The sequence below is a fragment of the Streptomyces sp. NPDC059679 genome (genome assembly GCF_042734105.1).
In the GTDB taxonomy this organism is placed as follows: domain Bacteria; phylum Actinomycetota; class Actinomycetes; order Streptomycetales; family Streptomycetaceae; genus Streptomyces.
Window position 1 is genome coordinate 160855 of the sequence record NZ_JBHWES010000005.1, and the last position, 24932, is coordinate 185786.

Below are 24932 nucleotides of genomic sequence, written 5' to 3' on the forward strand. Positions count from 1 at the left end.
GTCCACACCGGCTTGGAAAGCGTCCGGCAGGGCGGCCTCCACCGCGCCAGACCCGCCGCATCCAGCGGCGTTGACAGCAGCAGGAACCGAACACGATCGGCACCGGCCGCACCAGACGGCCGCAACCGGCTCACACCCACGGGACTCCAACCCCCGTCGCCATACCAACACGAGCCAACCACCCGACGTCGGCCCGAACCACCCAGGACGACCAAGGAAGCCCAAGTCGACCAGAGACGCTCCAGGAAGCCGTGGGCGCCTGCGGTGTGCGGTCCGCGCCGTGGGCGGCGACGGTGGGGAGGAGCGGCGGGCCCGCCGCCAGGGCCGCCGTGGTGCGGGGCCCGGGCAGCCGTTTGCGCTTCATCAGTGATTCTCCTGTCTGACCTTTGGTCATATCCATGAACTGGCTGGATATGGAGAGGTCGCGGTGGGGGAGTGACGCATGAGGTGAATCGCTGTTGAGGGGGACTGTAAAGAAACGTTCCTATCCCGTCAACAGCCCGGCGCAGGTTCGTGGTTCAGTCGCGACTCGCCGCGGTTCAGCCGCGGGAGACCCGGAACACCACCGTGCCGTGCGCGGGCACCGAGGCGCTGATCGAACCGGTCGTGGTGCTGGTCGCCTTGGACCACAGGTCCTTGAGCCCGTACGAGGACGAGCCGCCGAGCCCGATCGCGGAGGCCGTGGTGGAGATCGTCTTGGTGGACGAGTTCTCGTTGAGCAGGGCGACCGCCCGGTCGCCGTTGGCCAGTTGCTTGGTGTACACGACCTTGCCGCCGCTGGAGGACACGATGGTCGCCTGCTTGCCCAGGGTGTCCTGGTCCACCGCGATGAGGTCGGTGTTCTTCAGGATCGACTGGGTGGTGGCCGAGGCGTCGCGGATATCGCTGCCGATGAGCAGCGGCGCCGCCATCATCGCCCAGAGGCTGAAGTGGGTGCGGTACTCGGTGGCGGTCATCCCGCCGTTGCCGACCTCCAGCATGTCCGGGTCGTTCCAGTGGCCGGGCCCCGCGTACTGCGCGAGGTCGTCGTTGATGTGCACCTTGTCGATCATGCTGGACCACTTGTCGCTGATGTCGCCGGTGGTGCGCCACAGATTCCCGACCGGCTCGCCCCAGGTCCACACCTTGGGGTTGGTCTGGCCCCATTCGCAGATGCTGTACGCGATCTTCCGCCCGCTGGCCGCGAGCGCGTCGCGCATGGCCTTGTAGCGCTGCTGGGCGTCCACGCCCTGGTTATTGCAGTTGTCGTACTTGAGGTAGTCCACACCCCAGGACGCGAACTGCTTGGCGTCCTGCTTCTCGTGGTTCAGCGCCCCCGGGAAGCCGGCGCTGTTGCAGGTCTTGGTGCCGGCGCTGGTGTAGATGCCGAACTTGAGCCCCTTGGAGTGCACATAGTCGGCCACGGCCTTGATGCCGTTCGGGAACCGGGTGCGGTCGGGCACCAGGTTGCCGCCCGAGTCCCGGCTGGACTCCGCCCAGCAGTCGTCGATGTTGACGTACTCGTAGCCGACGTCCTTGAGGCCGAGCGAGACGAAGGCGTCGGCGACCCCCTTGACCATGGACTCGTTGAACGAGGGGTCGCAGTGTGTGGCGTTCCAGTTGTTGAAGCCCATGGGGGGCGTGCGGAGCAGCCCGTTGTCCAGCGCGGCGGCCTGACCGGCCCCGGCGGTGAGCGTGAAGGTGATGGCGGCTGCCGCGGTGGTGGCGGTGGCGGTGGCCGCCGCCACCAATGAGCGGAGTCTGCCGGATCGTACGTTTCCTCGCATGATCATCTCCTCCGAACGCAGCTGAGGCATCCGTGTGTGATGCATCGCGGAAGGTAGGAGGTGTGGTCTGATGAGTCAAGGATTGGTACGGGCCAGAAGATGGGTAGAGGGTGTTCGGTGACCCTGACGTGGCTAACTGCCTGCGGTTTCTGATGACTTGATGAGTGATAATCCGTCAGGTCGGAGGATAGAGATCGGAGGATTTTTGCGTCCGCCCCATTGACCCGGACCAAGTGGCTCGCAACTCTTCAACAGAACACCACCCCCGAACACCACCCCATGTCTCCCCTCGCCCGGCACCCCACAGCTCGGGGAAGGAATCCCATGAGCCGCAGACCGCGCGGACGTCTTCGCGCCTGGCTGGCCACCGCACTGCTCGCCGTCGGCACCCTCCTCTTCGCAGGCCCCGCCCCCGCGCGGGCCGAAGTCGTGCATGCGCGGCAGCAGTGGCTGCGCGACTCCCAGGCCGGACTCTTCCTGCACTGGGGCATGCGCACCTCACCCGGCTACACCAGCTGCTCCGCCTGGGAGAAGGCAGTGACCGACGGCGGCTGGAGCGCCGACTACTGGGTCCGCGAGGCCGAGAAACTGCATGCGAAATACCTCGTGCCGGCCTCCTTCCACAGCCGTCTGGGGTACTCCCGCGCCTGGCCGTCCGACATCCCCGGCAGCTGCTCCACCAAACGCGACTTCCTGGGCGAGCTGATCAGCGCCGCCGACGCCCGGGGGCTCAAGGTCGTGCTCTATATGACCGACGATCCGCAGTGGCACGACGAGGGCGGCCATGAATGGCTGGACTCGGACGCGTACTCGGACTACAAGGGGCGCGATGTCGACCTGACCACGCGCGACGGGTTCGGTGAGTTCTCGTACGACAACTTCGTCGAGGTCATGCGGAACTACCCCAAACTGTCCGGCTTCTGGATCGACAACGACAACGACTACTGGATCGACCACGGCCTCTACGAGAAGATCCGCGCGGACCGCCCCGGCTGGCTGCTGAGCAACAACAACGAAGACACGCCGATCATGGACACGGTCAGCAATGAACAGAAGACCGGCATGACCCCGGACTATGACTACCCGCAGGCGATCTGGAGCCCCCAGCCCCGGCTGACCGAGGCCTGTTTCAAGCTGCCCAGCAGCGGCGCCTGGTGGTACAGCGGCACCGACTCGGCGGTGGACCACGCGCTCACCCTCCGCCGGCTGATCGCCAACTCCGGCTCCTCCGTCAAATCGCTCATGGCCGAGACCGCTCAGGTCAACGGCCGGTTCCCGAGCAAACAGGAGGCGTTCAACAACGTCGCCAAGACCTATCTGGATGCCATCTGGGGCTCGGTCAACGGCACCGAGGGCGGCGGTTACAGCTACGGCGGGCTCGCGCCCGGGGCCTGGAACGACGGGGCCCGCGGCGTGACCACGGTCTCCAAGGCGGATCCGGATCTGCACTTCGTACACGTCCTGACCAAGCCCTCCGGCACCACCCTGACGCTGCGCGACAACGGCTACCGGGCCCAGCGGATCACGGACTTCCGCACCGGAAAGCAGCTGAATTTCAGCCAGAGCGGCGGCAAGATCACCATCACCGGAATCGCCGACTGGGACCCGTACGACACGGTCCTCAAGGTCGAGACCGACGGCAGACAGGGCCTGATCCCCGCCGACTCCATGACCGCGAGCGCAAGCTCCTCGGCGAGCGGACACCCGGCCTCCGCCGTCCTCGACGCCAATCCGCAGAGCTACTGGGACAACAACACCAAGCTCCCCGTCTCGCTCACCTTCGATCTGCGCTCCGCCAAGAGCATGCAGTACCTGGCCGTCAACCAGCGGGAGTGGTCGGTCAGTTACGCCCGCTCGGACACCGAACAGTCCGCCCGCATCCGCGACTACCAGATCCAGGTCTCCAGCGACGGCACCGACTGGGGGAGCGCCGTCAAAACCGGCACCCTCCCCAGCGCCCGCGGCGTGCAGTTCATCGACATCCCCGCCACCACCAAGCGCTATGTCCGGCTCACCGTGAACAGCACCTGGGCCGCCGCCACCGACACCAAGCGCTACAAGAAGCTGCTCATCGACGAGGTGCGGATCGGCTCCGGCTATGCGGGGAAGAGCTCATAAGACCCGTGAACCCCTTGTCCCTCCACGTCACCCGGCACCCCCACCCTCCGTGCGGATCCGCGGGAAACCGTCCCGTGGATCACCCCCAACACACAGGAAGGCAAGGTACGGATATGAACGAGACCGTGCAGCGCAACGAACCCCAGTCGAGGCGGACGGCGGAGCAGGCCCGCCCCCGCATCGAGGAGACGGCCTGGCAGACCCCCGACTACGTGGTCGTGGACACCGCGTTGGAGGTCACCGCCTACTCGCTGACCACCCGCTGACGGCGCCGCCATGCTGCTGCGCGTGCTCGGCACCGCGGCGGGCGGCGGACTGCCTCAGTGGAACTGCGCGTGCCCCGGTTGCTCCGGGGCACGCGCCCACCCCGGCCGGCGCCGCCGCCACGCCTCCCTCGCCGTACGGGCCACCGAAGGCCACTGGTACCTGGTCAACGCCACTCCCGATCTCGGCGACCAGATCGAGGACTGCCCGGAACTGCGCCCAGGGCCGCGGCCCCGCCAGACCCCGCTGGCCGGAGTGGTCCTCACCGACGCGGAACTCGACCACACCCTCGGCATCGCCCGGCTCCGCGAGGCGGCCGGCGGCGTCGACGTACTCGCCACCGCGCCCGTACGCCGCGCCCTGCTCGACGGCCTCCACCTCGGCGATGTCCTGGACCCGTACACCACCCTGCGGTGGCGTGGCCTCGACGCCGAGCCGATGCCCCTGGCCGAGGGCTCCCCGCTGACCGTCAGCGCCGTACCGGTCTCCGCCAAACGCCCGCGCTACGCGGCGGACATGGAGGCCGATGTGGCAGGGACGGCAGGGGACGACGCGTGGGTGGTGGCACTGCGGCTGACCGACCGGGACACCGGCGGGTCCCTGCTCTACGCCCCCGCCCTCGCCGCCTGGCCGGACGTCTTCCAGCGGGCGGCGGCCGAGGCGGACTGCGTGATCGTCGACGGCACGTTCTGGGACGACGAGGAGCCCCGGCGCTCCGGGTTCTCCACCCGCACCGCCACCGGTATGGGACATCTGCCCATCGACGGCCCCGGCGGCACCGCCAAGCGGCTCACCGAACTGCCGGGCCGCTGCCTCTACACCCATCTGAACAACACCAACCCCCTCGCCGACCCGGCGGCGCCCCAGTACGAGGCGCTGGCCGGGCTCGGTCTCGAGGTGGCCGCCGACGGGATGGTGATCGAGCTATGAGTGCTGTGAGTGACGTCAAGGACTTCGAGGAGCGGCTGCGGACCGTGGCGCGCGAGCGCTACCACGACCGCCACCCCTTCAACGTCCGGATGCACCAAGGCGAGCTGACCCCCGACGAGCTGCGCAGGTGGATCGCCAACCGCTTCCACTACCAGCGCCACATCCCCGTCAAGGACGCCCTGATCACCGCCAAGCTGGAGACCTCGGCGCTGCGCCGGATGTGGCTGCGGCGCATCCAGGACCACGACGGCGCGGCCGAGGGCGAGGGCGGGATCGAGCGGTGGCTCAGGCTCGGCGAGGCCGCGGGGCTCGACCGCACCCTGCTGCTGTCCGGCCGGAGCGTGCTGCCGGGGGTGCGGCTCGCCGTGGACGGTTACGTCAACTTCTGCCGGCTGCGCTCCCCGCTGGAGGCGGTCGCCGCCTCGCTCACCGAGCTGTCGGCCCCGGACATCATGCGCACCCGCATCGACGCCTTCGAGCGCCACTACCGGTGGATCGACGGCGACGGGCTCGCGTACTTCCGCACCCGCGAGACCCAGGGGCGCCAGGACAGCCGGGAGGCCCTGGACCTGGTGCTGTCCTGGGCGCGCACCGAGGACGACCGGGAACGGGCCGTGGCGGCGCTCGCCTTCAAATGCGATGTGCTCTGGTCGCTGCTGGACGCGGTCGACCACGCAGACCCCAAGGAGGGGCCGTGACCGCCGACACGGCCAAGGAAGCCGACACGGCCAAGGAAGCCGACACGGCCAAGGAAGCCGACACGGCCAAGGAAGCCGACACGGCCAAGGAAGCCGACACCACCCCGGCCGCCACGCCCCCGTGGCGGCCCGCCCTCGCGCCCGCGGTCCACCTCCGCCACGACCGGGTGCGCGACGCGGACCTGCTGGTGCTGCCCGAGCGGGTCGTGGTGCTGCGCGGCACCGCGGGCGAGATCCTGCGGCTGTGCGACGGCACCCGCGACGTCGACGCGATCGTCGCGGAGCTGGCCGGGCGCTTCCCCGGCGCCCCCGTGGCCAGCGAGGTCCCCGCCTTCCTCGGCCGACTGCGGCGGGAGGGCTGGCTGCGATGACCGGCGCGCCGCCCCCCTGGGCCATGCTGGCCGAGCTCACCCACGGCTGCCCGCTGCACTGCCCGTACTGCTCCAACCCGCTGGAGCTGGTCCGCCGCTCCCGGGAGCTGACCGGGGAGGAGTGGGCCGAGGTGATGCGGCAGGCCGGGGAGCTGGGCGTGGTGCACACCCATCTCTCGGGCGGGGAGCCGCTGCTGCGCACCGATCTGGCGACGATCACCGCGGCCGCCGAGTCCGCCGGGATCTACACCCAGCTGGTCACCAGCGGTGTCGGGCTGACGGCGGCGCGGCTGGCCGCGCTGGTGGACGCCGGGCTGCGCGGCGTCCAGCTGTCCGTCCAGCACTCCGACCCGGGCGCCTCCGACCGGATCGCCGGGCGCCGGTCCTTCTCCGCCAAGGAGCGGGCCGCCGCCCTGGTCAGGGACGCGGGGCTGCCGCTCGGCCTCAACATCGTGCTGCACCGCGACAACCTCGACGCCCTCGACGACCTGGTGGAGCTGGGCGCCGCCTGGGGCGCCCAGCGGATCGAGCTGGCCAACACCCAGTTCTACGGCTGGGCCCTGCGCAACCGCACCGCGCTGCTGCCCACCCGCGAACAGCTGGCGCGGGCCCGCGACGCGGTCGAGCGGTGGCGGGAGCGCCTGGACGGCTCGATGGACCTGGTGTGGGTGGTCCCCGACTACTTCGACGGGGTCGCCAAGCCCTGTATGGGCGGCTGGGGAGCGGTCTCGCTCACCGTGGCGCCCGACGGCACCGCGCTGCCCTGCCCGGCGGCGGCCACGATCCCCGGCCTGGACCCTCCGAACGTACGCGACCACCGGCTGGACTGGATCTGGAACCACTCCGGGGCCTTCAACCACTACCGCGGCGAGACCTGGATGAAGGAGCCCTGCCGCAGCTGTGCGCACCGCGCCGAGGACTTCGGCGGCTGCCGCTGCCAGGCGTACGCGCTGACCGGCGACGCCGCCGCCGCGGACCCGGCCTGCGGGCTCTCCCCGCACCACGGCCTGATCCGCGAACTCGCCGGAGCCCCCGGAACCGGGCCGGACGACACCGCCGACGACACCGCCGCGGCGGGCCCGGGCTACGTCTACCGCAAACCCGGGCGGGGGTGAGCCCGCCCCGGGTTTGGCGCTGCCGCCCCCGCTTCCGTAAAGTTTCGCCGTTACCCACCCCACCACCACCCAGGGCACCGCCCTTGGAACGGGCGAAGCAGAAAGCGGCAGCGGCGAATGACGGTGACTGAAGAGGGCCGGGCCGAGCAGGCGGGCATCGACCCGGAGCGTCTGGCGACCTGCCTGAGCGTGCTCGAAGAGCTCGACCGGCTGCCGGTCGACCACCCCGACGCCATCGCGGTGCGCCGCGCCACCTCCGGCGTCTACCGGACGGTCAAGCAGCGCAGGCGCCAGGAGCGCCGGGCCGCGAAGACGGCCCACGACAAGGCGGTCACCGAGGCCACGGCCACCGGCGCCGCCGACCGCATCGACGACGAGACGCTGGGCCTGGCCCTGACCAGCTCGGTGACCACCCCGATCGCGGGCATCCTGCAGCGGCCCCGGTCCTGCTACACCTGCAAGACCCGCTATGTCGAGGTCGACGCCTTCTACCACCAGCTCTGCCAGGACTGCGCCGCCGAGAACCGGGCCCGCCGCGACGCGCGCACCGATCTCACCGGACGCCGGGCGCTGCTCACCGGCGGCCGGGCGAAGATCGGCATGTATATCGCGCTGCGGCTGCTGCGCGACGGTGCGCACACCACCATCACCACGCGCTTCCCGAACGACGCGATCCGCCGCTTCAAGGCCATGCCGGACAGCGGGGAGTGGCTGCACCGGCTGAAGATCGTCGGCATCGATCTCCGGGACCCGGCCCAGGTGATCGCGCTGGCCGACTCGGTGAGCGCGGCGGGCCCGCTGGACATCCTGATCAACAACGCCGCGCAGACGGTGCGCCGTACGCCCGCCGCGTACGCGGAGCTCATAGCGGGCGAATCGGCCGCGCTGCCCGCCGGGGAGCTGCCGGACTCCGCCGTCCTGGGCGTGTTCGGCAGCGGCGCGCAGGCGGCCCTGCCGGGGCCGGCGGCCGCGCGGGACGGCGCGTTGAGCGCACAGGACCTCACCGCCCTCGCCCTGACCAGCGGCTCCGCCTCACCCGCGCGGATCGAGGCGGGGACCGCGATCGACGCGGGCGGGCTTGTGCCCGACCTCGACGACACCAACACCTGGATCCAGCGGGTGCACGAGGTGGACCCCGTCGAACTGCTCGAAGTGCAGCTGTGCAATGAGACGGCGCCGTTCATCCTGGTCAGCCGGTTGCGCCCGGCGATGGCGGCCTCGCCCGCGCGGCGCAAGTACGTGGTGAACGTATCCGCCATGGAGGGCAAGTTCAGCCGCGGCTACAAGGGCGCGGGCCATCCGCACACCAATATGGCCAAGGCCGCCCTCAACATGCTGACCCGCACCAGCGCGCGTGAGATGTTCGAGGCCGACGGCATCCTGATGACCAGCGTCGACACCGGCTGGATCACCGACGAGCGCCCGCACCCCGACAAGATGCGGCTGGCGGCCGAGGGCTTCCACGCCCCGCTCGACCTCGTCGACGGCGCGGCCCGCGTCTACGACCCGATCGTGCGGGGCGAGGGCGGCGAGGACCTGTTCGGCTGCTTCCTGAAGGACTACGCCCCCACGGACTGGTAGGCGTACGGACCGGCAGGCGGTCAGCCGGCGCCCTCGACGATGCGGAAGTCCCGTTCCGCGCTGTCGGCCAGCACGGTCAGCGCCTTCTGGTAGTCCTCGCTCTCGTATGTGGCGACGGCCTGCTCGAAGCTGTCGAATTCGACGACGACCGTGCGCTCCGCCACCCCGGCCTCATGCGCGACGATCTGGCCCCCGCGGGTCAGAAACCGTCCCTTGGCCTTCTCGATGACCGGGACGGCCAGCTTCCCGTACGCAGCCGTCTTCGCGGGATCGGAGATCGAGCGGTAGGCGACGACCCAGTAGCCCTTGGACATGAGCGGACTCCTTCGGCTCGGCGGGAGGGGTCGGCCGAGAGGTGACACCGGGAGTGGTCGCGGGGGAGTGGTCACGCGGGCTGGAGTGCGCCCCGGACCTTCACAATCTACCGCTGCCCCGGATGCTCGGCGCGTCCGGAGACCGGCGCCACGTACACGCTCAAGCCGCCCGTGCCGGGCAGGGTGTGCCGCGTCCAGCCGCGGGCGCGCAGCGACGGCAGGCCGTGCCCGGGGGCGTGGCCGAATACCGCGGTCGGCTCATGGGCGGCCCGGCGCAGCAGCGCGGCCGCCGTGGTCGAGGTGTTGTTGCCGCTCACCTCGGCGGAGGCGCAGCCCGCCGCGTAGCCGATCGGCAGCGCGCGCGGGCCGGCCACCAGACACGGCGGCCGCAGCCCCAGCGCCCGCAGTCCGGCGGCCGCCCGCTGGTACCGCTCGGCGGTGGCGGCGGCCTGGTGCGTGGTGTCCGCGAGGACGGCGTACTGGCTGCCCAGCTGCAGCGCCAGTACGAGCCCGAGGGCGGCGGCGACCGGCACCGGCGAGCGCGCGGCCCGTACGGCGCGTGCCGCGAGGGCGGCCAGGGGCAGGGCGAGCAGTGCGTAGGCGGGCAGCAGGAAGCGGGGCGCCGAGTAGTCGATGAGCAGCAGATACGGCACGGCCATCGAGGCGGCGCAGACCACCGGCAGCACGGTCGCGGACAGCGACCGGCCGCGCCCGGCGCGGTGGTCCCGTACGGCCACGGCGAGCGCGGCGGCGGCCAGCAGGGGCAGGGCGAGCCACCACAGCGTCAGCTCCGGATGGCGCAGCGGCACCTGGCACGGGCGGCACAGCAGCGGGCCGTTGAGGCTGCGCAGCGCGGTGCCCACGTTGAGCTGCGGCACCATGCCGCCCTCCGTGGCGCTGGAGGCGCGCAGCCGCGCCCCGACGCCGCCGAACCGCGCGTACGCCTCGGCGACCCAGGGCGCCGCGCCCAGCGCGAGTCCGCCCAGCAGCGTGGGCAGCGCGGGCCGCCACCGGCGTACGCACACCGCGGCCGCCAGCAGCGGCAGCCCGAGCCAGCCGCCGTCCGGCATCCGCAGCAGCGTGACCCCGGCCACGGCGGCGGCCGACCACCAGCGGGCGCGCGGCTCGGCCGGGGCCCGCAGAAACCAGCCGACGGCGGCCACCGCGCCGAGCGCCACCCACAGGTTCGGCATCACCTGCGACCCGCTGATCTGGGTGATCCACAGCCCGGAGAACAACAGCGCCGCCAGCGCGGCGGTGCCCCGCCCCACCAGCGGCCCCCACACCCGGAAGACGCCATACAGCGCGACCGCCGACAGCAGGGCCAGGACCACCCGCAGCGCCACGACCGAGGAGGTCGCGGCGACCACGGGCGCGACGAGATAGCTGATGCCGCGGGACCGCGGCGCGCTGAAGAAGACCGCGGGACGGTGCGGATCCACCTGGGAGGCGTAGACGCTCTCGTCCCAGAGCAGCCCACCGCCCATATGCGGTACGACCATGGCCAGCTGCACCACGGCGTACACCGCCCCGACGACCGCGAGCCACGGCACCTCCCGCCGAGCCCGCGCCGGACTCTGCGCGGCGACGGGCCGCCCCACCACCGTCGCGGTCACGGCCGGCCCCGCCCGTCGGCTTCCCACCGGGGTGCGGCGGCGTAAGCGGCCGCCGCCGACGCGCCGCGTCGCGCGCGCCCGGGCATGGGCGGACATGGGATGGCGCCGACTCCCGCGAAGCCCGCGCGGCCTCGCGGGGTGGCGGGCGCTTCGCGCCGCGTGCCGGGGCGCCCGGGGCCCCGTGTGGTGCGCGTGCCGGGGCGGCGCGGCCGGGTGGCCGGCGGGCGGCCGGTGGGCGGGGTGGTCCGGGGGCCGGGGCCGTTCCTCATGGGCGCTTCGCGCCCGTCGCGGGGGTCGCGGGGGCCGGGCGGTTGGAGTGGGTCGCGCGGCGGGCCGCGGTGAGCCAGCGGCGCGCCACCCGCCCCGCGCGGCGGCGCGCGGCGGCCCGGCCGCGCTCCCAGCCGCGGGAGAGGCGGCTCGCCGCCAGGTCCTCGAAAAGGCGCTCGTAGCGCAGGGCGATCGGCTCGGGGTCGTAGGCCTCCGCGCTCTCCAGGGCCGCCGTGCCCATGGCCCGGCGGGCCGGGGCGTCGGCGATGAGGTCCAGGAGCGCGGCGGCGAGGGCGTCCTTGTCGCCGGTGGGGACGAGCCGGCCGGTGACCCCGTCCTGGATGATCTCCGCGGGGCCGAGCGGGCAGTTGGTGCTGACCACGGGGACGCCGCAGCGCATCGCCTCGACGATCGTCATGCCGAAGGACTCGGCGTCCGAGGCGACCGCGACCAGCGACGCCTTGGCGAACTCCGCCTCGATCGGCGAGTGCGGCCCCATCAGCCGTGCGCTTTCCGCCAGGCCGAGCCGGTCGATGAGGGCCTGCAGCCGTTCCTCCTCGGCGCCCCCGCCGTAGATCCGCAGCCGCCAGTCGGGGTGCTTGTCCGCGACCGCCGAGAACGCGTCTATCAGCAGGTCGAAGCGCTTGCCGCGGACCAGCCGGCCCGCCGCGGCGATGACCGGGGCGGTGCCGTCCGAGGGGGCGACCGGGGGCCGGGGGACGCTGTTGGGGACGGCGAGGGTCCGTACGCCCGGCAGGGGCATCTTCGCCCGGTAGACCGCCGCGTCCGCCTCGGTCGTCGTGACGACGGCGTCCAGCGTGCGGTAGTGGCGGGCGAGCTCGGTCCGCAGGGCCTTGCTGTGCGCGTCGTGCCGCAGATGCTCCTGGGCGATACGCAGCGCGTGGCGCGGGGCGAACCGGGCTATGTAGACGTTCGCGCCGGGACGGGTGCCCACGATCACATCGGCGTCGCTGGTGCGCAGATACTCCGCGACCCGCTCGTCGTGCAGCCGGCTGTACTGGCGGTACCGCTTCTCGGCTGAGGGAAAGTCCCGGGCGGGCTCGCCGAGCCGCGGGTCGTGCGCGTCGAGGCCGCTCGGACGCGTGTCGACCAGCGGGACGAGCCGCACCCGGGGGTCCACGGTGAAGCGCGGCGTCTCACGGTGCCGCTGCATCGAGGCGATCTCCACATCGTGCCGCTCGGCCAGGGCCGACGCCAGATTCAGCGTGGTCCTGATCGTCCCGCCGATCGCGTAGACGTTGTGGAGCAGGAATGCGATCTTCATCTGGTGTCTTTCCGGCCGGTGGCAACACCGGGGTGTACGTCCCCCCGGATCGTTGTGAACACCATGGCCCGGCACGGTAAGCCGGCCGCCAGAACAAGGTGAGAGCCGGGTAAGAAGCCAGGCCACGGCATGCTCCGCGGCGCCCGCACCCCGTCGGGCTTGGCAGACTCGGGGTGTGACGACGTACAACACCGTGCTGCTCGCCGAGGACGACCGGGCCATCCGCCACGCCCTGGAGCGCGCCCTGACGCTGGAGGGCTACCAGGTCACCGCCGTGCCCGACGGCATCGAGGCGGTGGCAGCCGCCCACCGTGAGCGGCCGGATGTGATCGTGCTGGACGTGATGATGCCGGGCCTGGACGGGCTGCAGGTGTGCCGGGTGCTGCGCGCGGAAGGGGACCGTACGCCGATCCTCATGCTGACCGCCCGGGTGGAGACGGCCGACCGGATCGCGGGGCTCGACGCGGGCGCGGACGACTACGTGGCCAAGCCGTTCGACGTGGACGAGGTCTTCGCCCGGCTGCGCGCCCTGCTGCGCCGCGCCGCCCCCTGGGCGGGCGAGGAGGAGACCGGGCCGGGCGACGGCACGGAGGAGGTGGCGGATCTGCGCCTCGACTCCTCGGCCCGGCGGGTCTGGCGGGCGGGGGCGGAGCTGGAGCTCACCCGCACCGAGTTCGACTTGCTGGAGCTGCTGGTGCGCAACAGCGGCATCGTGCTGGACCACACCACGATCTACGACCGGATATGGGGCTATGACTTCGGCCCCGGATCGAAGAACCTCGCCGTCTACATCGGCTATCTGCGGCGCAAGGTGGATCAGCCCGGACTGGTCCCGCTGATCCACACCGTACGGGGCGTCGGCTACACCCTCAGGGGGGCCTGACCGTGCCGCTTCCGCGCCCGCGGCGCCCCAGATCCAGTCTGCGCATCACCTTCGCGGTCTCCTTCGCGGCGGTGGCGGCCGTCGTCACACTGCTCGTCGGCTTCCTCAGCTATGACGCGGCGGCCGGGCTGGTCCGGGTCGACCAGCAGTCCGTCTTCAGCGAGGTCATCCACGATCTGCGGAACCAGGTGCGGCAGCAGCCGCTCGGCTACAAGGACTTCGTCTCCTCCGACCCCGACCACGACGGCCCGAGCGACGATCTGCGCCGTCCGACCCGTACCGACGTCCAGATACTGCGCCCCACGGGCGCCGTCGCCGATGCCGGGAGCCCCGCCCTGCCGGTGGCCGCCGCCGAGCGCCGGATGGCGGCGTCCCGTACGGCGGGCCTGGTGTCGCGGCGGGACGTCGAGATCGGCGAGGAGCAGTTCCGGATGGCCACCGTCTCGCTCGGCGACGGCCGGGGCGCGGTGCAGGTCGCCCAGCAGTCCAGCGATATCGAGGATCTGCTGCGGGAGCTCCAGAAGCGCACGGCGCTGTTCGTCGGCGCGGCCATCGTCGCGGCCGGTCTTGTCGGATGGTGGCTGGCCGGGCGGATCACCAGGCGGCTGGTGCGGCTGGCCGGGGTCGCCGAGAGCGTGGCGGCCACCGGGCGGATGGATGTGGCGGTGCCGCTGGCCGGGGCGGACGAGGTGGGTCGGCTGGGGCGGGCCTTCGACGGCATGCTGGGGCGGCTCGCGCGCTCCAAGGACGACCAGCGGCGGCTGGTCCAGGACGCCGGGCACGAACTGCGCACCCCGCTCACCTCGCTGCGCACCAACATCTCGCTGCTGCGCCGCTTCGAGGAGTTGCCGCCGGCGGCCCGCGAGGAACTGCTGGCCGACCTCGCGGGGGAGACCCGGGAGCTGACCGACCTGGTCAACGAGGTGGTGAGCCTGGCGGCCGGACAGGGCGACGACGAGCCGCGGGTGGCCACCTCGCTCGGCGAGGTGGCCCACCGGGCCGCCGGTCTCGCCCGCCGCCGCACCGGCCGGGAGATCACCGTGGCCGCGGACGACACGGTCCTGGAGGGCCGCCCGGCGGCCCTCCAGCGGGCCATCACCAACCTGGTGGAGAACGCGGCCAAGTTCGACCAGGCGGGCAGCGCGCCCATCGAGGTGGTCGTCAGGGGCGGCCGGGTGGCGGTCCTCGACCGAGGGCCGGGCGTGGCCGACGAGGACCGCCACCGGGTCTTCGACCGCTTCTACCGCGCGGCCGGGGCGCGCAGCCTGCCCGGCTCCGGCCTCGGCCTGGCCATCGTCCGGGAGGTGGCCGCCGCACACGGCGGTACGGTCTTCGCCGAGCGGCGGCCGGGCGGCGGCGCGGTGATGGGCTTCACGGTCACCGACGCCGCGCCCGTTCACCATCAGGGGCCATGAGAGCCCTCAGGGCTTACGGGCCACGCCCGCCCAGAAGGAGACCTCCTCGTCGGTCACCGTGACCGGGCCGTCGGGCCACCACCGGTGCGGCGGCACGATGCCCGGCTCTACGAGCTCCAGACCGGAGAAGAACTTCTCGACCTCGCTCTTGGTGCGCAGCTGGGCCTCGATACCGCCCTTGCGGTAGATCGCGACCGCCGCGTCCACACTCGCCTGGTCGAAGTCCGGCGAGCTGTGGCTGATCTCGAGATAGCTGCCCGAGGGCAGCGCGTCCATCAGCCGCTCCACGATCTCGTACGTCCCGTACTTGTCGGGGATGAAGTGCAGCGTCGCGTTGATCGACAGCGCCACGGGCTCGCTCAGATCGAGCGTTTCCAGCAGCTCCGGCGAGCCCAGGATGGACTCGGGCTCGCGGACGTCGGCCTCGATGTACGCGGTGCGGCCCTCGGGGGTGCCGTGCAGCAGGGCCTGGGCGTAGGCGAGCACGATCGGGTCGTTGTCGGCGTAGACCACCCGGGCGTCGGGGGCGATGCTCTGGGCGACCTGGTGGAGGTTGGGCTCGGTGGGAATGGCGGTGCCGATGTCCAGGAACTGCCGGATCCCCGCCTCGCTCGTCAGCCAGCGGGTCGCCCGGTGCATGAAGGCACGGTTGCTCCGGGCGCACGGGATGATGCCCGGATAGACCTCCATCACCTTGCGGGCGGCTTCCTCGTCGACCCGGTAGTGGTCCTTGCCGCCGAGGTAGTAGTCGTACATCCGGGCCGAATGCGGCTTCGTGGTGTCGATGTGCTTGGTGTTGTCGGCACTCATGACTTACGCGCCACCCCGACCCAGAACGAGACGTCGGCGCTGTCGAGCGCGGAGGGCTCACCGTCAGGGCGCCACAGATGCGGCTCCTGCACCCCTGGCTCGATGAGCTCCAGGCCGTCGAAGAACATCTCGACCTGGCTCCTGCTGCGCACCTTGGCGGGGATGCCGCCCTGGTGGTAGATCTCGATGACCTTCTCCCAGGTCTCCGGGGCGAAGTCCGGGGTGCAGTGGGTCATGATCAGATAGCTGCCCGAGGGCAGGGGGTCGACCAGCTGCCGGACGAGCTCGTACGGCTTGTCCTCGTCCGGGATGAAGTGGAACAGCGCGTTGAGCGAGACCGCGACCGGCTTGCTCATGTCCAGCGTCTCGTGCAGCTCGGGGGCGCTCATGATGCGCTCGGGGTCGCGCACGTCCGCCTGGATGTACGCGGTGCGGCCCTCGGGGGCGCCGGTCAGCAGGGCCTGGGCGTAGGCGAGCACGATCGGGTCGTAGTCGGCGTAGACCACCCGGGCGTCGGGGGCCACGGACTGGGCGACCTGGTGGAGGTTGGGCTCGGTGGGGATGCCGGTGCCGATGTCCAGGAACTGCCGGATCCCCGCCTCGCGCGCCAGCCAGCGCGTCGCCCGGTGCATGAACGAACGGTTCTCCCGGGCGCATGTCTTGACGCCCGGGAAGACCGCCATGACCTGGGCGGCGGCGTCCTCGTCGACCTGGTAGTGGTCCTTGCCGCCGAGGTAGTAGTCGTACATCCGGGCCGAATGGGGCTTCGTGGTGTCGAAGTTGGTGGTCTTCATGGCTTACGCGCCACTCCTGCCCACATGGATATGTCCGCGCTGCGGATGTCCTCGGGGCGGTCGTCGGGATCGGGCTTCCAGCGGTGCGGTTCCGAGATGCCGGGGTCGACGAGTTCCATGCCCTCGAAGAAGCCCGCGACCTCGTTCTTGGAGCGCGTGATGAAGGGGATCCCGTTCTCCTTGTAGACCTCGATGACGTTCCGCCAGGTCTCCGCGGAGAAGTCGTGGGTGGAGTGCGACATCATCAGGTAGCTGCCCGAAGGGAGTCCGTCCATCAGCTCGCGGACGATCTCGTACGGCTTCGCCTCCTCCGGGATGAAGTGGAAGAGCGCGTTCAAGGACATGGCCACCGGCTTGTCCAGGTCCAGCGTCTCCAGCAGCTCGGGAGCCGTGATGATCTTCTGGGGCTCGCGGACATCGGCCTCGACATAGGCGGTACGCCCTTCCGGCGTGCCGGTCAGCAGGGCCTGGGCGTACACCAGCACGATCGGGTCGTTGTCGGTGTAGACGACCCGGGCGTCGGGGGTCACGGACTGGGCGACCTGGTGGAGGTTGGGCTCGGTGGGGATGCCGGTGCCGATGTCCAGGAACTGCCGGATCCCCGCCTCGCGCGCCAGCCAGCGCGTCGCCCGGTGGATGAAGCCACGGTTGACGCGGGCGTTGAGCTTGACGGTCGGATGGACGGCCAGGACCTTGGCGGCGGCCTGCGCGTCCACCTCGTAGTGGTCCTTGCCGTCGAGGTAGTAGTCGTACATCCGGGCCGAATGCGGTTTGGTGGTGTCGATCCGGCCGGACGCGACGTCACTCTGCTCCGTCATGCGGCCCTCCAGTCTGCTGCGGTGCCCGCCGGGGCGGTCAGGTTCGGTTCGGTACGGGTGGTGAGAAGGAAGTCCGCGGCGCCGGCCTTGGCGCCCTGGATGAACTTCTCGATCTCAAGAGGCGTGTAGATCAGCGCGGGGCCGTCGGGGTCGGTCGACTGGCGCAGTGCCACGCGACCGTCGCTCAGCTTGAGGACCTCGACGCAGGCGCCGCCGTTGGGGCCGCTCCAGGGCTTGCGCCAGCCTTCCGCACCGAGGTGCTTGGCCGGCATACCGTTGTAAATGTGATCCACCTGGTCCACGGTCAGAGCTCCTTGCGAATCTCACGGAGGAAGGCCTCCGTGCGTCGCGCCGGGGTGGCCTGGGTGCCCATTCGGTCAAGGGCCTCCAAGTAGGCGGCCACATCAGCGCGTTCGTCGAGATAAGCGGCGCCGGTCAGCCCCTCGGTATAGACGATGTCCGGCAGTTCCGGGATATGGAACCGGAAGAGCTGGAACGGTCCGCCCATGCCCGGATGGGGTCCGGCGGTGAACGGCACCACCTGCAGGGTGACGTTCGGCATCTGGATCGCCTCGATGAGGCGGTCGATCTGCGCGCGCATGATGTCCGGTCCGCCGATGGGCAGGCGGAACACCGGCTCGTCCATGACGACCCAAAGATGAGGTCCGTCGGGTCGGGTGAGCAGTTCTTGACGCTCCATCCGCAGGGCGACCCGTCGATCGAGTTCCTTGGTGTCGGCCTGCGGGAATCCGATGGTCAGCAGCGCTCGTGCATAGGCTTCGGTCTGCAGCAGTCCGGGGATGAAGTGGGGTTCGTAGGAGCGGATACGGCTTGCCGCGCCCTCGAGGCTCACATAGAGGCTGAACCAGTCCGGCAGCACATCGCGGAAGCGGTGCCACCAGCCGGGTCTGTTGGCGTCCTCGGCCAGGGAGAGGAAGGCGTCGATCTCCTCCTCTTCGGCTCCGTAGGTCTGCAGCAGCTTCTCGACGTACGGGAGCTTCAGGCCGACTTCGGCCTTCTCCATCCTGCGCACCGTCGTCTGGTTGACGTGCAGCGCTCTGGCGGCCTGGTCGTAACTGACGCCGGCTTTCTCGCGTAGATCCCTCAGGCGCATGCCGAGGACCATCTGCCCGACAGTCGGGGCAGATCGCGCTTCACCCACGCCTTACCTCCTCGGACGGTCTCGTGGGCCTCAGTGTGCCATGCTCGGGATGAACCCGAACAGAGTGCTCTGGCTATTCTGCATTTTGCAGAACGCCGCTTGCCAACTGACGCTTACACCACCGATAGTGATGGGGTGACTGGGCCCAATGTGGTTGACGTGACGCTGACTTGCGGCATGCGAACCTCCCCACCGTTGGACGGAAGGCGAACGGCCATGGCACTGCCTCAACGCATGACGATGGCCCGCCCCATGCCCCTCGGCGGGCCCCTCGGTGGGCCCTTCAGCGGGCTCGGCACCGGCGTCCGACAGGAGAGGTTCCAGTTGCCCGCGCAGGGCGCGTCCGTGGCCGCGGCCCGCCGCCGGGTTCGCTCCCGGGTGCCGGTGTGGGGCTTCTGTGAGGACACGTGCGACGCCGCGGAGCTGGTGATGTCCGAGCTGTTCACCAACGCCCTCGTGCACACCGGCAGCGAGCAGATCCTGTGCGTCCTGCGCGCGGAGGAGCCGCGCACCCTCTACGTCGAGGTGGCAGACCAGGGCGGCGGCTCGGCCGGACCGGCCCCGCGCCAGGCGGGCGCGGAGGACGAGGGCGGACGGGGGCTCGCGCTGGTGCGGGCCATGGCCGCGGCGTGGGGGGACCGGCCGGGGCTGAACGGCGGCCGGGTGGTGTGGGCGCAGCTCAGCGCGGCCCTCTGACGACACCGCGCGGCGGGCGTGCCCGACCGTACCCGCCCGGTGCCAGGAGCTCGGGATGATCCACAAAAGCGGCAGCCCGGGATGATCCATAAGACACGGCCTAACATGGCCGGATGTCCGCCGTTCCACGTCGCCGCCTTCTGACGCTGGCGGCCGGCGCCCTTGCGACCGGCGCCCTCCAGGGGTGTTCCGGCGATGGCCCGTCCGGCCGGGTCCGGCTGGCCACGGGGCCGCGGGGCGGCCCGTACGCGATCTTCGGCAGTCGGCTGGCCGACGAGGTCCACCGGGCCCACGACGGGCTCGCGGTGCGCGTGCTGACCACCGCGGCGAGCGTGGAGAATCTGCACATGCTGGCCGACGGGCGGGCCGATCTGGCCCTGTCCCTCGCGGACAGCGCGGCCGACGCCACCGCGGGCCGCGGCCTCTTCCAGCGGCCGGAACCGGTCGCCGCGCTCGCCCGGCTGTATCTCAACTATCTGCATCTCGTCGTGCCCGCCGACTCGCCGATCAAGGAGCCGGGGCAACTGGCCGGGCGTACGGTCTCCCTCGGCGCCGCCGAGTCCGGCACCTCGGTGACCGCCGGCCGGGTGCTCGCCGCCGCGGGCGTACGCCGCGTCCGCTCCGTACAGCTGGGACTCGGCGAGTCCATCGCGGCGCTGACCAGGCGGGAGGTGGCCGCTTTCTTCTGGTCGGGCGGCGCGCCGACCCGGGCGATAGCGCAACTGGCCCGGCGCCGGCCCGTACGCCTGGTGCCGCTCGGCGGCCTCGCCCCGGCGCTGCGCCGCGAGCACGGCCCCGTCTACGAGAGCGTGTCGATCCCCGCGGGCGTCTACGGCCTGAACGCGCCGACCCCGACCGTCGCCACCCCCAGCTATCTGGTCTGCCGCACCGATCTCGCGGCGGATACGGCGCGCGCCGTCACCGGCGTCCTCTTCGAGGCCCGCACCCGCCTCCCCGTACCGGACGCCCCCGGCAGCCGGCTCGACGAGCGGTACGCGATCGGCACGGGGACGGTGCCGCTGCACCGGGGGGCGGCGGCGTACTACCGCGAGGTGTACGGCTGAACGCTCCGCGCGGTAGCGCTAAGCGGCCTCGGGCAGCCGCACCTCGACCACCAGGCCGTGCGGCGTGGCGGGCCGCAGGGACAGCTCGCAGTCGGCGGCGCGGGCCAGTTCCGAGGCGATGGCCAGGCCGAGGCCGCTGCCGGGGACATTGCCGTGGCCGGGGGAGCGCCAGAAGCGGCCCAGTGCCGCCTCGAACTGGTCGGGCTCAAGGCCCGGACCGTCGTCGGCGATCCGCAGCACGCCCTGCTCCAGGCGGACCGTGACCGTGCCGCCGGGCGGTACGAACTTCGCGGCGTTGTCCAGGGCGATATCCGCGATCCGGGCGGCCGCGGCGGGCAGCGGCGAGGCCGGCAGCGGTGCGGCAGACGGGCCGGTGTCGTCGAGCTCCACGGTCAAGGTCAGCTCGCGCGCCGCGTAGACCTCGTGCCAGATGGCCAGCCGCCCGCGCAGCGCCGCGCCGGCGATCGGTTCGGGCGCCGGCGTGCCGGCCTCGACCCGGGCGAGCGTCAGCAGGTCCTCCATGAGCCGCCCCAGCCGGTCGACTTCGGCCAGGGCCTCGGCGAACTCCAAGCCGCCGTCCTCCGTCAGATGCGGCTCCAGGTTCTCCAGCCGCAGCGACAGCACGGTCAGCGGGGTGCGCAGCTCATGGGAGGCGTCCGCGACGAAGGCGCGCTGCCGCTCCAGGGCGGCCGAGACCGCGTCGGCCATCGCGTTGAAGCGGCGCTCCAGGAGCCGCAGCTCGGCCGGGCCGCGGCCGCCGTCGCGCACCCGTGCGTCCATCCTGCCCTCGGCGATGGCGCGGGTGGTCAGGTCCAGTTCGGTGACCGGGCGCAGAATCCACCGCGCCAGCCTGCGGGCGGCGATCAGGGCGCAGAGCACGGCGACCACCGAACCGCCCGCCACCGCGGCCCAGACGAGCGTCACATCGCGCCTGGCCGCCGCCGTGGACACCTTCATGACCACCACGCCGGACACCTGCGCGTCCCGGCCCACCGGCTCCGCGACCACGGCCGAGGCGGGGCCGAAGGGGGTGACCAGCGGCAGGCCGGCGGTGGTGCGGCCGGACAGCGCGCGCTCGGCGGGCTCCTTGGACCAGGCCCCGCCGCCCGCCACCCGCCGGCCGTCCCGGTCGCGGATCTCCACCTTCGTGCCGTACAGCTCCTCGTAGCGGGACACCTCCTGGACGAGCCCGGAGGTGTCCCCGTCGCGGATCGCCTGATCGGCCAGCTCCGAGAAGCGGGTGGCGTCCGCGCGCCGCTCCAGCAGCAGCTTGCCGGTGCGGTGCGAGGAGTACGCCAGGGAGAACGGCACGGCGAGCGCGGTCACCAGGCAGGCGATCAGCACCGTGTAGACGCCGAGGATCCTCAGCTGCATCCGCCGGTTCCCAGCCGGTACCCGGTGCCGCGCAGCGTCTCCACCAGCCACGGGCAGCCGGTCTTGGAGCGGATCCCGGCGATGTGCACATCCAGCGAGCGGGAGGCGGACAGCAGCAGATCGCCCCACACCGCGTCCAGGATCTCCTCCCGGCTGCGGACGACACCGGGCTCACGCGCCAGCAGGGCCAGTACGTCGAACTCCCGGCGGGTGAGGGCGACCGGCCGGCCGTCCACCTCCAGCTGCCGGGCGGCCAGGTCGATCCGTACGCCGCCCACGGCCACCACCGTGCCGGACCCGGTCAGCGGCCGGGTGCCGCGCCGTACGACGGCGTCCATACGGGCCACCAGCTCGGCCGTACGGAACGGCTTGACGAGGTAGTCGTCCGCGCCCCCGCGCAAGCCCCGCAGCACATCCCGCTCCTCGGAGCGGGCGGTGAGCACGATCACCGGGACGGCGGAGGCGCGGCGCAGCCGGCGCAGCGCCTCCAGGCCGTCCATATCGGGCAGCCCCAGGTCGAGCAGGACGAAGTCGGCGCCGTCCTTGAGCCGCAGGGCGTCGTCCGCGCGCCCGGCGCGGACGACCTGATGCCCCAGCCGGTCCAGCGTGGCGGTCAGCGCGGCCGCCAGCCGGTCGTCGTCTTCGACCAGGAGTATGTGCATGGGCGTAAGAGTAAACAGCCTCTGTACTGGTCAGACAGGGGTGCGCGCCGCCCGCTCGGAGGTGGCCGGCTCGTCGGTGGGGGCCTTGGTGAGGGAGGTGTCCCGGGTCTCCCGCATGGTCAGATAGACGATCAGCGACACGGCGGCGCAGCCCGAGACGTACCAGTAGAACCCGGACTCCGCACCGGCGTTCTTGAACCACAGCGCCACATACTCCGCGGTGCCGCCGAACAGGGCGTTCGCCAGCGCGTACGGCAGCGCGACGCCGAGGGCCCGGACATGGGTGGGGAACAGCTCGGCCTTCACCACCGCGTTGATGGAGGTGTAGCCGGTGACGACGACCAGCGCGGCGAGCGAGAGCAGCAGCGCCCCGCCGAAGGTGTCGGTGTGCGACAGCGCGGTCATGATGGGCACGGTGGCCAGCATCGAGCCGACCCCGAAGGTGATCAGCAGCGGGCGGCGGCCGATCCGGTCGGACAGCGCCCCGGCCAGCGGCTGCAGCAGCATGAACACGAACAGGGCGCAGAAGCTGACCAGCGAGGCGTCGGACTTGCTCAGCCCCGCCGTATTGGACAGGTACTTGGTGAGATAGGTCGTGTAGGTGTAGTAGGCGACCGTGCCGCCCATGGTCAGCGCGATGACGAGGGCGGCCTCCTTGCGGTGGCGCAGCAGTTCGGCGACGCTCCCGCGCTCGGTCTCCCGGTGGGAGCCCGCCTCTTCGTACACCTCGGTCTCCAGCAGATTCCGCCGCAGCCAGAAGACCACGGCCGCGGCCACGGCCCCGAAGATGAACGGGATGCGCCAGCCGTAGGAGTGCAGCGAGTCATCGGACATGGTGCGCTGGAGCACGATCAGCAGGCCCAGGCCGATCAGCTGGCCCGCGGTCATCGAGACGTACTGGAAGCTGGAGACGAAGCCGCGGCGGCCGGGCTGGGATGCCTCGGTCAGATAGGTGGCGCTGGCCGCGTACTCGCCGCCGACCGACAGGCCCTGCAGCAGCCGGGCCACCAGCAGCACCCCCGCGCCGAAGTAGCCGACCTGGTCGTAGGTGGGCGCGATGGCGATGAGCAGCGCGCTGGCGGACATCAGGGTCACGGTCAGAGTGAGCGCGGCCTTGCGTCCGCGCCGGTCGGCGAAGCGGCCCAGCAGCCAGCCGCCGACGGGGCGCATGAAGAAGCCGACGGCGAAGATGCCGGCCGTGTTGAGCAGCTGCGCGGTGTCGTTGCCCTTGGGGAAGAAGGCTGAGGCGAAGTAGGTGGCGAAGCTGGCGTAGACGAACCAGTCGAACCACTCGACCAGGTTTCCGATGGAGCCGCCGATGACGGCGCGCCATGGTGTGCGAGCCTGTGGCGCGGAGGATGTGACGGACATGGGGCCTCCTCGAGCATGCGGGTGGATGGCGGCCCGCCCGAGGACGCCGCCGCGGATGGCAGCTTCCGCGCGGACGGCGGCGGCGTACAGACCTCCGGGGCCAGAGCTAACCTGCGCTTAACAAAGACCCTTGACGAGGTGTGGGGCCCTTGGGACTGTGGTGATTCCGATTGACTTCTGTTTGCTTGTGTTCGAAGTTTCGGACTTCGGGAGGCAGCCATGAGTGGCATGTCAGCACGGAGCAAGTCGGCACAGAGCGAGTCAGCGCAGGGCGAGCCGTACGGACGCAGAAGATTCCTCGCCACGGCCGCCGCCCTCGGCGGGGCCGCGGCCCTGACCGGATGGCCGCGTCCGGCGGCCGCCGCCCCGGCCGCGACCTGGGAGGACGTCATCAACGGCTCCTTCGGGAGCTACAGCGCCTTCGAGTCGGAGTGGAACTATCTGTACCCCTGGGGCTCCGACCACAACGGCAGCGCCCGGATGTACGGCAGTGCGAGCGACCACAACCACATCTATCTCGGCTCCGGTGTGCTGACCCTGAAGGCCAGCCGGATCACCTGGGACGAGGGGACCAGCTCCTCCTCCCCGCATCTGCCGATCCGCTACCACTCGGGCGCGGTGCACGCCAAGAACCAGATCGTGGTGACCAACCAATTCCCCGACTATGAGGTGAAGGGAGAATTCCAGGCGCCGAACGGTGCGGGGACCTGGCCGGCCTTCTGGCTGACCGGGGTCAACAGCTGGCCGCCGGAGAGCGACATCCTGGAATTCAAGGGGAACTCCAACAACTGGTTCAATACCTTCCGCACCTCCTCGGACGTGTCGAGCACGATCGTCGGGGTGTCGTCACCGGGCAACTGGCACACCTATCGCGCCTGGATCACCAAGGTGAACAACACCGACGTCGACATTCACTACTACCTCGACGGGACCTGGAAAGCGGTCCACCGCGGGGCGGGTTTTGTCGGAAAACCCCTGTGGCTCATCATCAACCTCCAGATGGAGGGCTCCTCGGGGTCCTCGGGCCCCGGCGGGGACACGTATTACCGGGCCCGGAACGTCTATGTGGGCCGCAACCGCACATCCTGAAGACGCGCCCCGCCACGAGGCGGTGGCCTCCGGCAGGGGCACTCCCAGCACTCCCGGAAGCCACCGCCTCATCCGCATGCCGAGGGGTGACGGCAGTTCTCGTCGGCGTCCTCCAGAACCGCCATCCGCTGCTTTCCCCAGGCGCCCAGCGGCTTCAGCGCCGTATTGAGATCCTCGCCGAGTTCGGTGAGTGAGTACTCCACCTTCGGCGGCACCTGGTCGTAAATCTCCCGGTGGACGATTCCGTCCGCCTCCAGCTCCCGCAACTGCTGGGTCAGCACCTTTTCGCTCACCCCGGGAACCAGTCGCTTCAATTCACCGAACCGGCACCGCTGGTGATTCAGCGCCCAGATGATCAGGACTTTCCACTTGCCGCCAATGACGTCCACGGCCGCGTCCAGGCCACAGACATATGGCTGCTTCCTCATGAACCCGTCCCCATGAACCCATCCCCACTGACCTCTAGGTA

Annotated in this window: 24 protein-coding genes and 1 pseudogene; 12 read left to right on the plus strand and 13 right to left on the minus strand. The window is 71.2% G+C overall.

Annotated elements, in window-relative coordinates:
• Nucleotides 1–542: 542 nt before the first annotated feature.
• Nucleotides 543–1772 (minus strand): annotated as a pseudogene (locus ACFV2X_RS08670) (glycoside hydrolase family 27 protein); the annotation flags it as partial.
• 318 nt (nt 1773–2090) lie between these two features.
• Here ACFV2X_RS08670 and ACFV2X_RS08675 point away from each other — a divergent pair.
• The 7 genes from ACFV2X_RS08675 (at nt 2091) to ACFV2X_RS08705 (ending at nt 8843) form a co-directional block, all read left to right on the plus strand.
• Nucleotides 2091–3884 carry an alpha-L-fucosidase gene (locus ACFV2X_RS08675; RefSeq protein ID WP_385613210.1) on the plus strand — a complete coding sequence of 598 codons (1794 nt, stop codon included), beginning with the start codon at nt 2091–2093 and terminating at the stop codon, nt 3882–3884.
• A gap of 113 nt (nt 3885–3997) precedes the next feature.
• Nucleotides 3998–4150: a pyrroloquinoline quinone precursor peptide PqqA gene (pqqA, locus tag ACFV2X_RS08680; RefSeq protein ID WP_014174696.1), complete on the plus strand. Its 153-nt coding sequence runs from the start codon at nt 3998–4000 to the stop codon at nt 4148–4150.
• 10 nt (nt 4151–4160) lie between these two features.
• Complete coding sequence (pqqB, locus tag ACFV2X_RS08685) at nt 4161–5078, plus strand: pyrroloquinoline quinone biosynthesis protein PqqB (protein ID WP_385613212.1); 918 nt, start codon at nt 4161–4163, stop codon at nt 5076–5078.
• Nucleotides 5075–5776 (plus strand): pyrroloquinoline-quinone synthase PqqC, encoded by a 702-nt coding sequence (pqqC, locus tag ACFV2X_RS08690; RefSeq protein WP_385613214.1) that lies wholly within the window; start codon nt 5075–5077, stop codon nt 5774–5776. Before pqqB ends, pqqC begins: the two co-directional genes overlap by 4 nt.
• Nucleotides 5773–6147: a pyrroloquinoline quinone biosynthesis peptide chaperone PqqD gene (gene pqqD, locus ACFV2X_RS08695; RefSeq protein ID WP_385613217.1), complete on the plus strand. Its 375-nt coding sequence runs from the start codon at nt 5773–5775 to the stop codon at nt 6145–6147. The genes pqqC and pqqD overlap by 4 nt, the downstream gene beginning before the upstream one ends.
• Nucleotides 6144–7262, plus strand: a complete 1119-nt coding sequence (pqqE, locus tag ACFV2X_RS08700; protein ID WP_385613219.1) for a pyrroloquinoline quinone biosynthesis protein PqqE — start codon at nt 6144–6146, stop codon at nt 7260–7262. The genes pqqD and pqqE overlap by 4 nt, the downstream gene beginning before the upstream one ends.
• Nucleotides 7263–7379: 117 nt before the next feature.
• Nucleotides 7380–8843, plus strand: coding sequence for an SDR family NAD(P)-dependent oxidoreductase (locus ACFV2X_RS08705; RefSeq protein ID WP_385613222.1), 1464 nt, complete (start codon nt 7380–7382; stop codon nt 8841–8843).
• 20 nt (nt 8844–8863) lie between these two features.
• Here ACFV2X_RS08705 and ACFV2X_RS08710 read toward each other — a convergent pair whose 3' ends face one another.
• The 3 genes from ACFV2X_RS08710 to ACFV2X_RS08720 all read right to left on the minus strand — a co-directional run bounded on the left by ACFV2X_RS08710 (nt 8864) and on the right by ACFV2X_RS08720 (nt 12325).
• The gene (locus ACFV2X_RS08710) at nt 8864–9157 is read right to left on the minus strand and encodes a DUF1330 domain-containing protein (protein WP_385613224.1); all 294 of its coding nucleotides are present in this window, start codon (nt 9155–9157) and stop codon (nt 8864–8866) included.
• A 107-nt stretch (nt 9158–9264) separates the two neighbouring features.
• Nucleotides 9265–10869, minus strand: a complete 1605-nt coding sequence (locus ACFV2X_RS08715) for an ArnT family glycosyltransferase (protein WP_385613227.1) — start codon at nt 10867–10869, stop codon at nt 9265–9267.
• A gap of 169 nt (nt 10870–11038) precedes the next feature.
• On the minus strand, nt 11039–12325 hold the full coding sequence (locus ACFV2X_RS08720) for a glycosyltransferase family 4 protein (protein ID WP_385613230.1): 1287 nt from the start codon (nt 12323–12325) through the stop codon (nt 11039–11041).
• 175 nt (nt 12326–12500) lie between these two features.
• Between ACFV2X_RS08720 and ACFV2X_RS08725 the strand changes: the two genes are divergently transcribed.
• Both ACFV2X_RS08725 and ACFV2X_RS08730 read left to right on the plus strand, forming a co-directional pair.
• Nucleotides 12501–13208 carry a response regulator transcription factor gene (locus ACFV2X_RS08725; protein WP_385613232.1) on the plus strand — a complete coding sequence of 236 codons (708 nt, stop codon included), beginning with the start codon at nt 12501–12503 and terminating at the stop codon, nt 13206–13208.
• Nucleotides 13209–13210: 2 nt separating this feature from the next.
• Nucleotides 13211–14623, plus strand: coding sequence for an ATP-binding protein (locus tag ACFV2X_RS08730; protein WP_385613235.1), 1413 nt, complete (start codon nt 13211–13213; stop codon nt 14621–14623).
• A 6-nt stretch (nt 14624–14629) separates the two neighbouring features.
• Here ACFV2X_RS08730 and ACFV2X_RS08735 read toward each other — a convergent pair whose 3' ends face one another.
• The 5 genes from ACFV2X_RS08735 to ACFV2X_RS08755 are packed head-to-tail and all read right to left on the minus strand — an operon-like array spanning nt 14630 to nt 18207.
• Nucleotides 14630–15433 carry an SAM-dependent methyltransferase gene (locus ACFV2X_RS08735; protein ID WP_385613238.1) on the minus strand — a complete coding sequence of 268 codons (804 nt, stop codon included), beginning with the start codon at nt 15431–15433 and terminating at the stop codon, nt 14630–14632.
• Entirely contained in the window at nt 15430–16227 is a 798-nt protein-coding gene (locus tag ACFV2X_RS08740; protein ID WP_385613240.1) for an SAM-dependent methyltransferase, read from the minus strand. The genes ACFV2X_RS08735 and ACFV2X_RS08740 overlap by 4 nt, the downstream gene beginning before the upstream one ends.
• The gene (locus ACFV2X_RS08745; RefSeq protein ID WP_385613242.1) at nt 16224–17045 is read right to left on the minus strand and encodes an SAM-dependent methyltransferase; all 822 of its coding nucleotides are present in this window, start codon (nt 17043–17045) and stop codon (nt 16224–16226) included. The genes ACFV2X_RS08740 and ACFV2X_RS08745 overlap by 4 nt, the downstream gene beginning before the upstream one ends.
• Entirely contained in the window at nt 17042–17317 is a 276-nt protein-coding gene (locus ACFV2X_RS08750; RefSeq protein ID WP_055414135.1) for a DUF397 domain-containing protein, read from the minus strand. Before ACFV2X_RS08750 ends, ACFV2X_RS08745 begins: the two co-directional genes overlap by 4 nt.
• Nucleotides 17318–17349: 32 nt before the next feature.
• Nucleotides 17350–18207 (minus strand): helix-turn-helix domain-containing protein, encoded by an 858-nt coding sequence (locus ACFV2X_RS08755; RefSeq protein ID WP_385613245.1) that lies wholly within the window; start codon nt 18205–18207, stop codon nt 17350–17352.
• A 216-nt stretch (nt 18208–18423) separates the two neighbouring features.
• On the opposite strand from ACFV2X_RS08755, the gene ACFV2X_RS08760 reads away from it, so the two are divergent.
• Both ACFV2X_RS08760 and ACFV2X_RS08765 read left to right on the plus strand, forming a co-directional pair.
• The gene (locus tag ACFV2X_RS08760; RefSeq protein ID WP_358640235.1) at nt 18424–18903 is read left to right on the plus strand and encodes an ATP-binding protein; all 480 of its coding nucleotides are present in this window, start codon (nt 18424–18426) and stop codon (nt 18901–18903) included.
• A gap of 113 nt (nt 18904–19016) precedes the next feature.
• Complete coding sequence (locus ACFV2X_RS08765) at nt 19017–19967, plus strand: TAXI family TRAP transporter solute-binding subunit (RefSeq protein WP_385613248.1); 951 nt, start codon at nt 19017–19019, stop codon at nt 19965–19967.
• An 18-nt stretch (nt 19968–19985) separates the two neighbouring features.
• Here ACFV2X_RS08765 and ACFV2X_RS08770 read toward each other — a convergent pair whose 3' ends face one another.
• The 3 genes from ACFV2X_RS08770 to ACFV2X_RS08780 are packed head-to-tail and all read right to left on the minus strand — an operon-like array spanning nt 19986 to nt 23374.
• Nucleotides 19986–21341 (minus strand): ATP-binding protein, encoded by a 1356-nt coding sequence (locus ACFV2X_RS08770; protein ID WP_385613250.1) that lies wholly within the window; start codon nt 21339–21341, stop codon nt 19986–19988.
• A complete protein-coding gene (locus ACFV2X_RS08775) occupies nt 21332–22003 on the minus strand; it encodes a response regulator transcription factor (protein ID WP_089510124.1) in 672 nt (223 codons plus the stop codon). Before ACFV2X_RS08775 ends, ACFV2X_RS08770 begins: the two co-directional genes overlap by 10 nt.
• Before the next feature lie 30 nt (nt 22004–22033).
• Nucleotides 22034–23374, minus strand: a complete 1341-nt coding sequence (locus tag ACFV2X_RS08780; RefSeq protein WP_385613254.1) for an MFS transporter — start codon at nt 23372–23374, stop codon at nt 22034–22036.
• 219 nt (nt 23375–23593) lie between these two features.
• On the opposite strand from ACFV2X_RS08780, the gene ACFV2X_RS08785 reads away from it, so the two are divergent.
• Nucleotides 23594–24463, plus strand: a complete 870-nt coding sequence (locus ACFV2X_RS08785; RefSeq protein WP_385613257.1) for a family 16 glycosylhydrolase — start codon at nt 23594–23596, stop codon at nt 24461–24463.
• Between the two features lie 68 nt (nt 24464–24531).
• Here the strand turns inward: ACFV2X_RS08785 and ACFV2X_RS08790 are convergent, their stop codons facing one another.
• The gene (locus ACFV2X_RS08790; RefSeq protein ID WP_385613260.1) at nt 24532–24891 is read right to left on the minus strand and encodes a winged helix-turn-helix transcriptional regulator; all 360 of its coding nucleotides are present in this window, start codon (nt 24889–24891) and stop codon (nt 24532–24534) included.
• Between the last annotated feature and the right edge of the window lie 41 nt (nt 24892–24932).

Bases quoted from the DNA above. Each gene is read 5' to 3' on its own strand.
- ACFV2X_RS08675 (WP_385613210.1), top strand. From the start codon at position 2,091: ATGAGCCGCAGACCGCGCGGACGTCTTCGCGCCTGGCTGGCCACCGCA.
- pqqA (WP_014174696.1), top strand. From the start codon at position 3,998: ATGAACGAGACCGTGCAGCGCAACGAACCCCAGTCGAGGCGGACGGCG.
- pqqB (WP_385613212.1), top strand. From the start codon at position 4,161: ATGCTGCTGCGCGTGCTCGGCACCGCGGCGGGCGGCGGACTGCCTCAG.
- pqqC (WP_385613214.1), top strand. From the start codon at position 5,075: ATGAGTGCTGTGAGTGACGTCAAGGACTTCGAGGAGCGGCTGCGGACC.
- pqqE (WP_385613219.1), top strand. From the start codon at position 6,144: ATGACCGGCGCGCCGCCCCCCTGGGCCATGCTGGCCGAGCTCACCCAC.
- ACFV2X_RS08705 (WP_385613222.1), top strand. From the start codon at position 7,380: ATGACGGTGACTGAAGAGGGCCGGGCCGAGCAGGCGGGCATCGACCCG.
- ACFV2X_RS08710 (WP_385613224.1), bottom strand. From the start codon at position 9,157: ATGTCCAAGGGCTACTGGGTCGTCGCCTACCGCTCGATCTCCGATCCC.
- ACFV2X_RS08715 (WP_385613227.1), bottom strand. From the start codon at position 10,869: ATGTCCGCCCATGCCCGGGCGCGCGCGACGCGGCGCGTCGGCGGCGGC.
- ACFV2X_RS08720 (WP_385613230.1), bottom strand. From the start codon at position 12,325: ATGAAGATCGCATTCCTGCTCCACAACGTCTACGCGATCGGCGGGACG.
- ACFV2X_RS08735 (WP_385613238.1), bottom strand. From the start codon at position 15,433: ATGAGTGCCGACAACACCAAGCACATCGACACCACGAAGCCGCATTCG.
- ACFV2X_RS08740 (WP_385613240.1), bottom strand. From the start codon at position 16,227: ATGAAGACCACCAACTTCGACACCACGAAGCCCCATTCGGCCCGGATG.
- ACFV2X_RS08745 (WP_385613242.1), bottom strand. From the start codon at position 17,045: ATGACGGAGCAGAGTGACGTCGCGTCCGGCCGGATCGACACCACCAAA.
- ACFV2X_RS08750 (WP_055414135.1), bottom strand. From the start codon at position 17,317: ATGCCGGCCAAGCACCTCGGTGCGGAAGGCTGGCGCAAGCCCTGGAGC.
- ACFV2X_RS08760 (WP_358640235.1), top strand. From the start codon at position 18,424: ATGGCACTGCCTCAACGCATGACGATGGCCCGCCCCATGCCCCTCGGC.
- ACFV2X_RS08765 (WP_385613248.1), top strand. From the start codon at position 19,017: ATGTCCGCCGTTCCACGTCGCCGCCTTCTGACGCTGGCGGCCGGCGCC.
- ACFV2X_RS08770 (WP_385613250.1), bottom strand. From the start codon at position 21,341: ATGCAGCTGAGGATCCTCGGCGTCTACACGGTGCTGATCGCCTGCCTG.
- ACFV2X_RS08775 (WP_089510124.1), bottom strand. From the start codon at position 22,003: ATGCACATACTCCTGGTCGAAGACGACGACCGGCTGGCGGCCGCGCTG.
- ACFV2X_RS08780 (WP_385613254.1), bottom strand. From the start codon at position 23,374: ATGTCCGTCACATCCTCCGCGCCACAGGCTCGCACACCATGGCGCGCC.
- ACFV2X_RS08785 (WP_385613257.1), top strand. From the start codon at position 23,594: ATGAGTGGCATGTCAGCACGGAGCAAGTCGGCACAGAGCGAGTCAGCG.
- ACFV2X_RS08790 (WP_385613260.1), bottom strand. From the start codon at position 24,891: ATGAGGAAGCAGCCATATGTCTGTGGCCTGGACGCGGCCGTGGACGTC.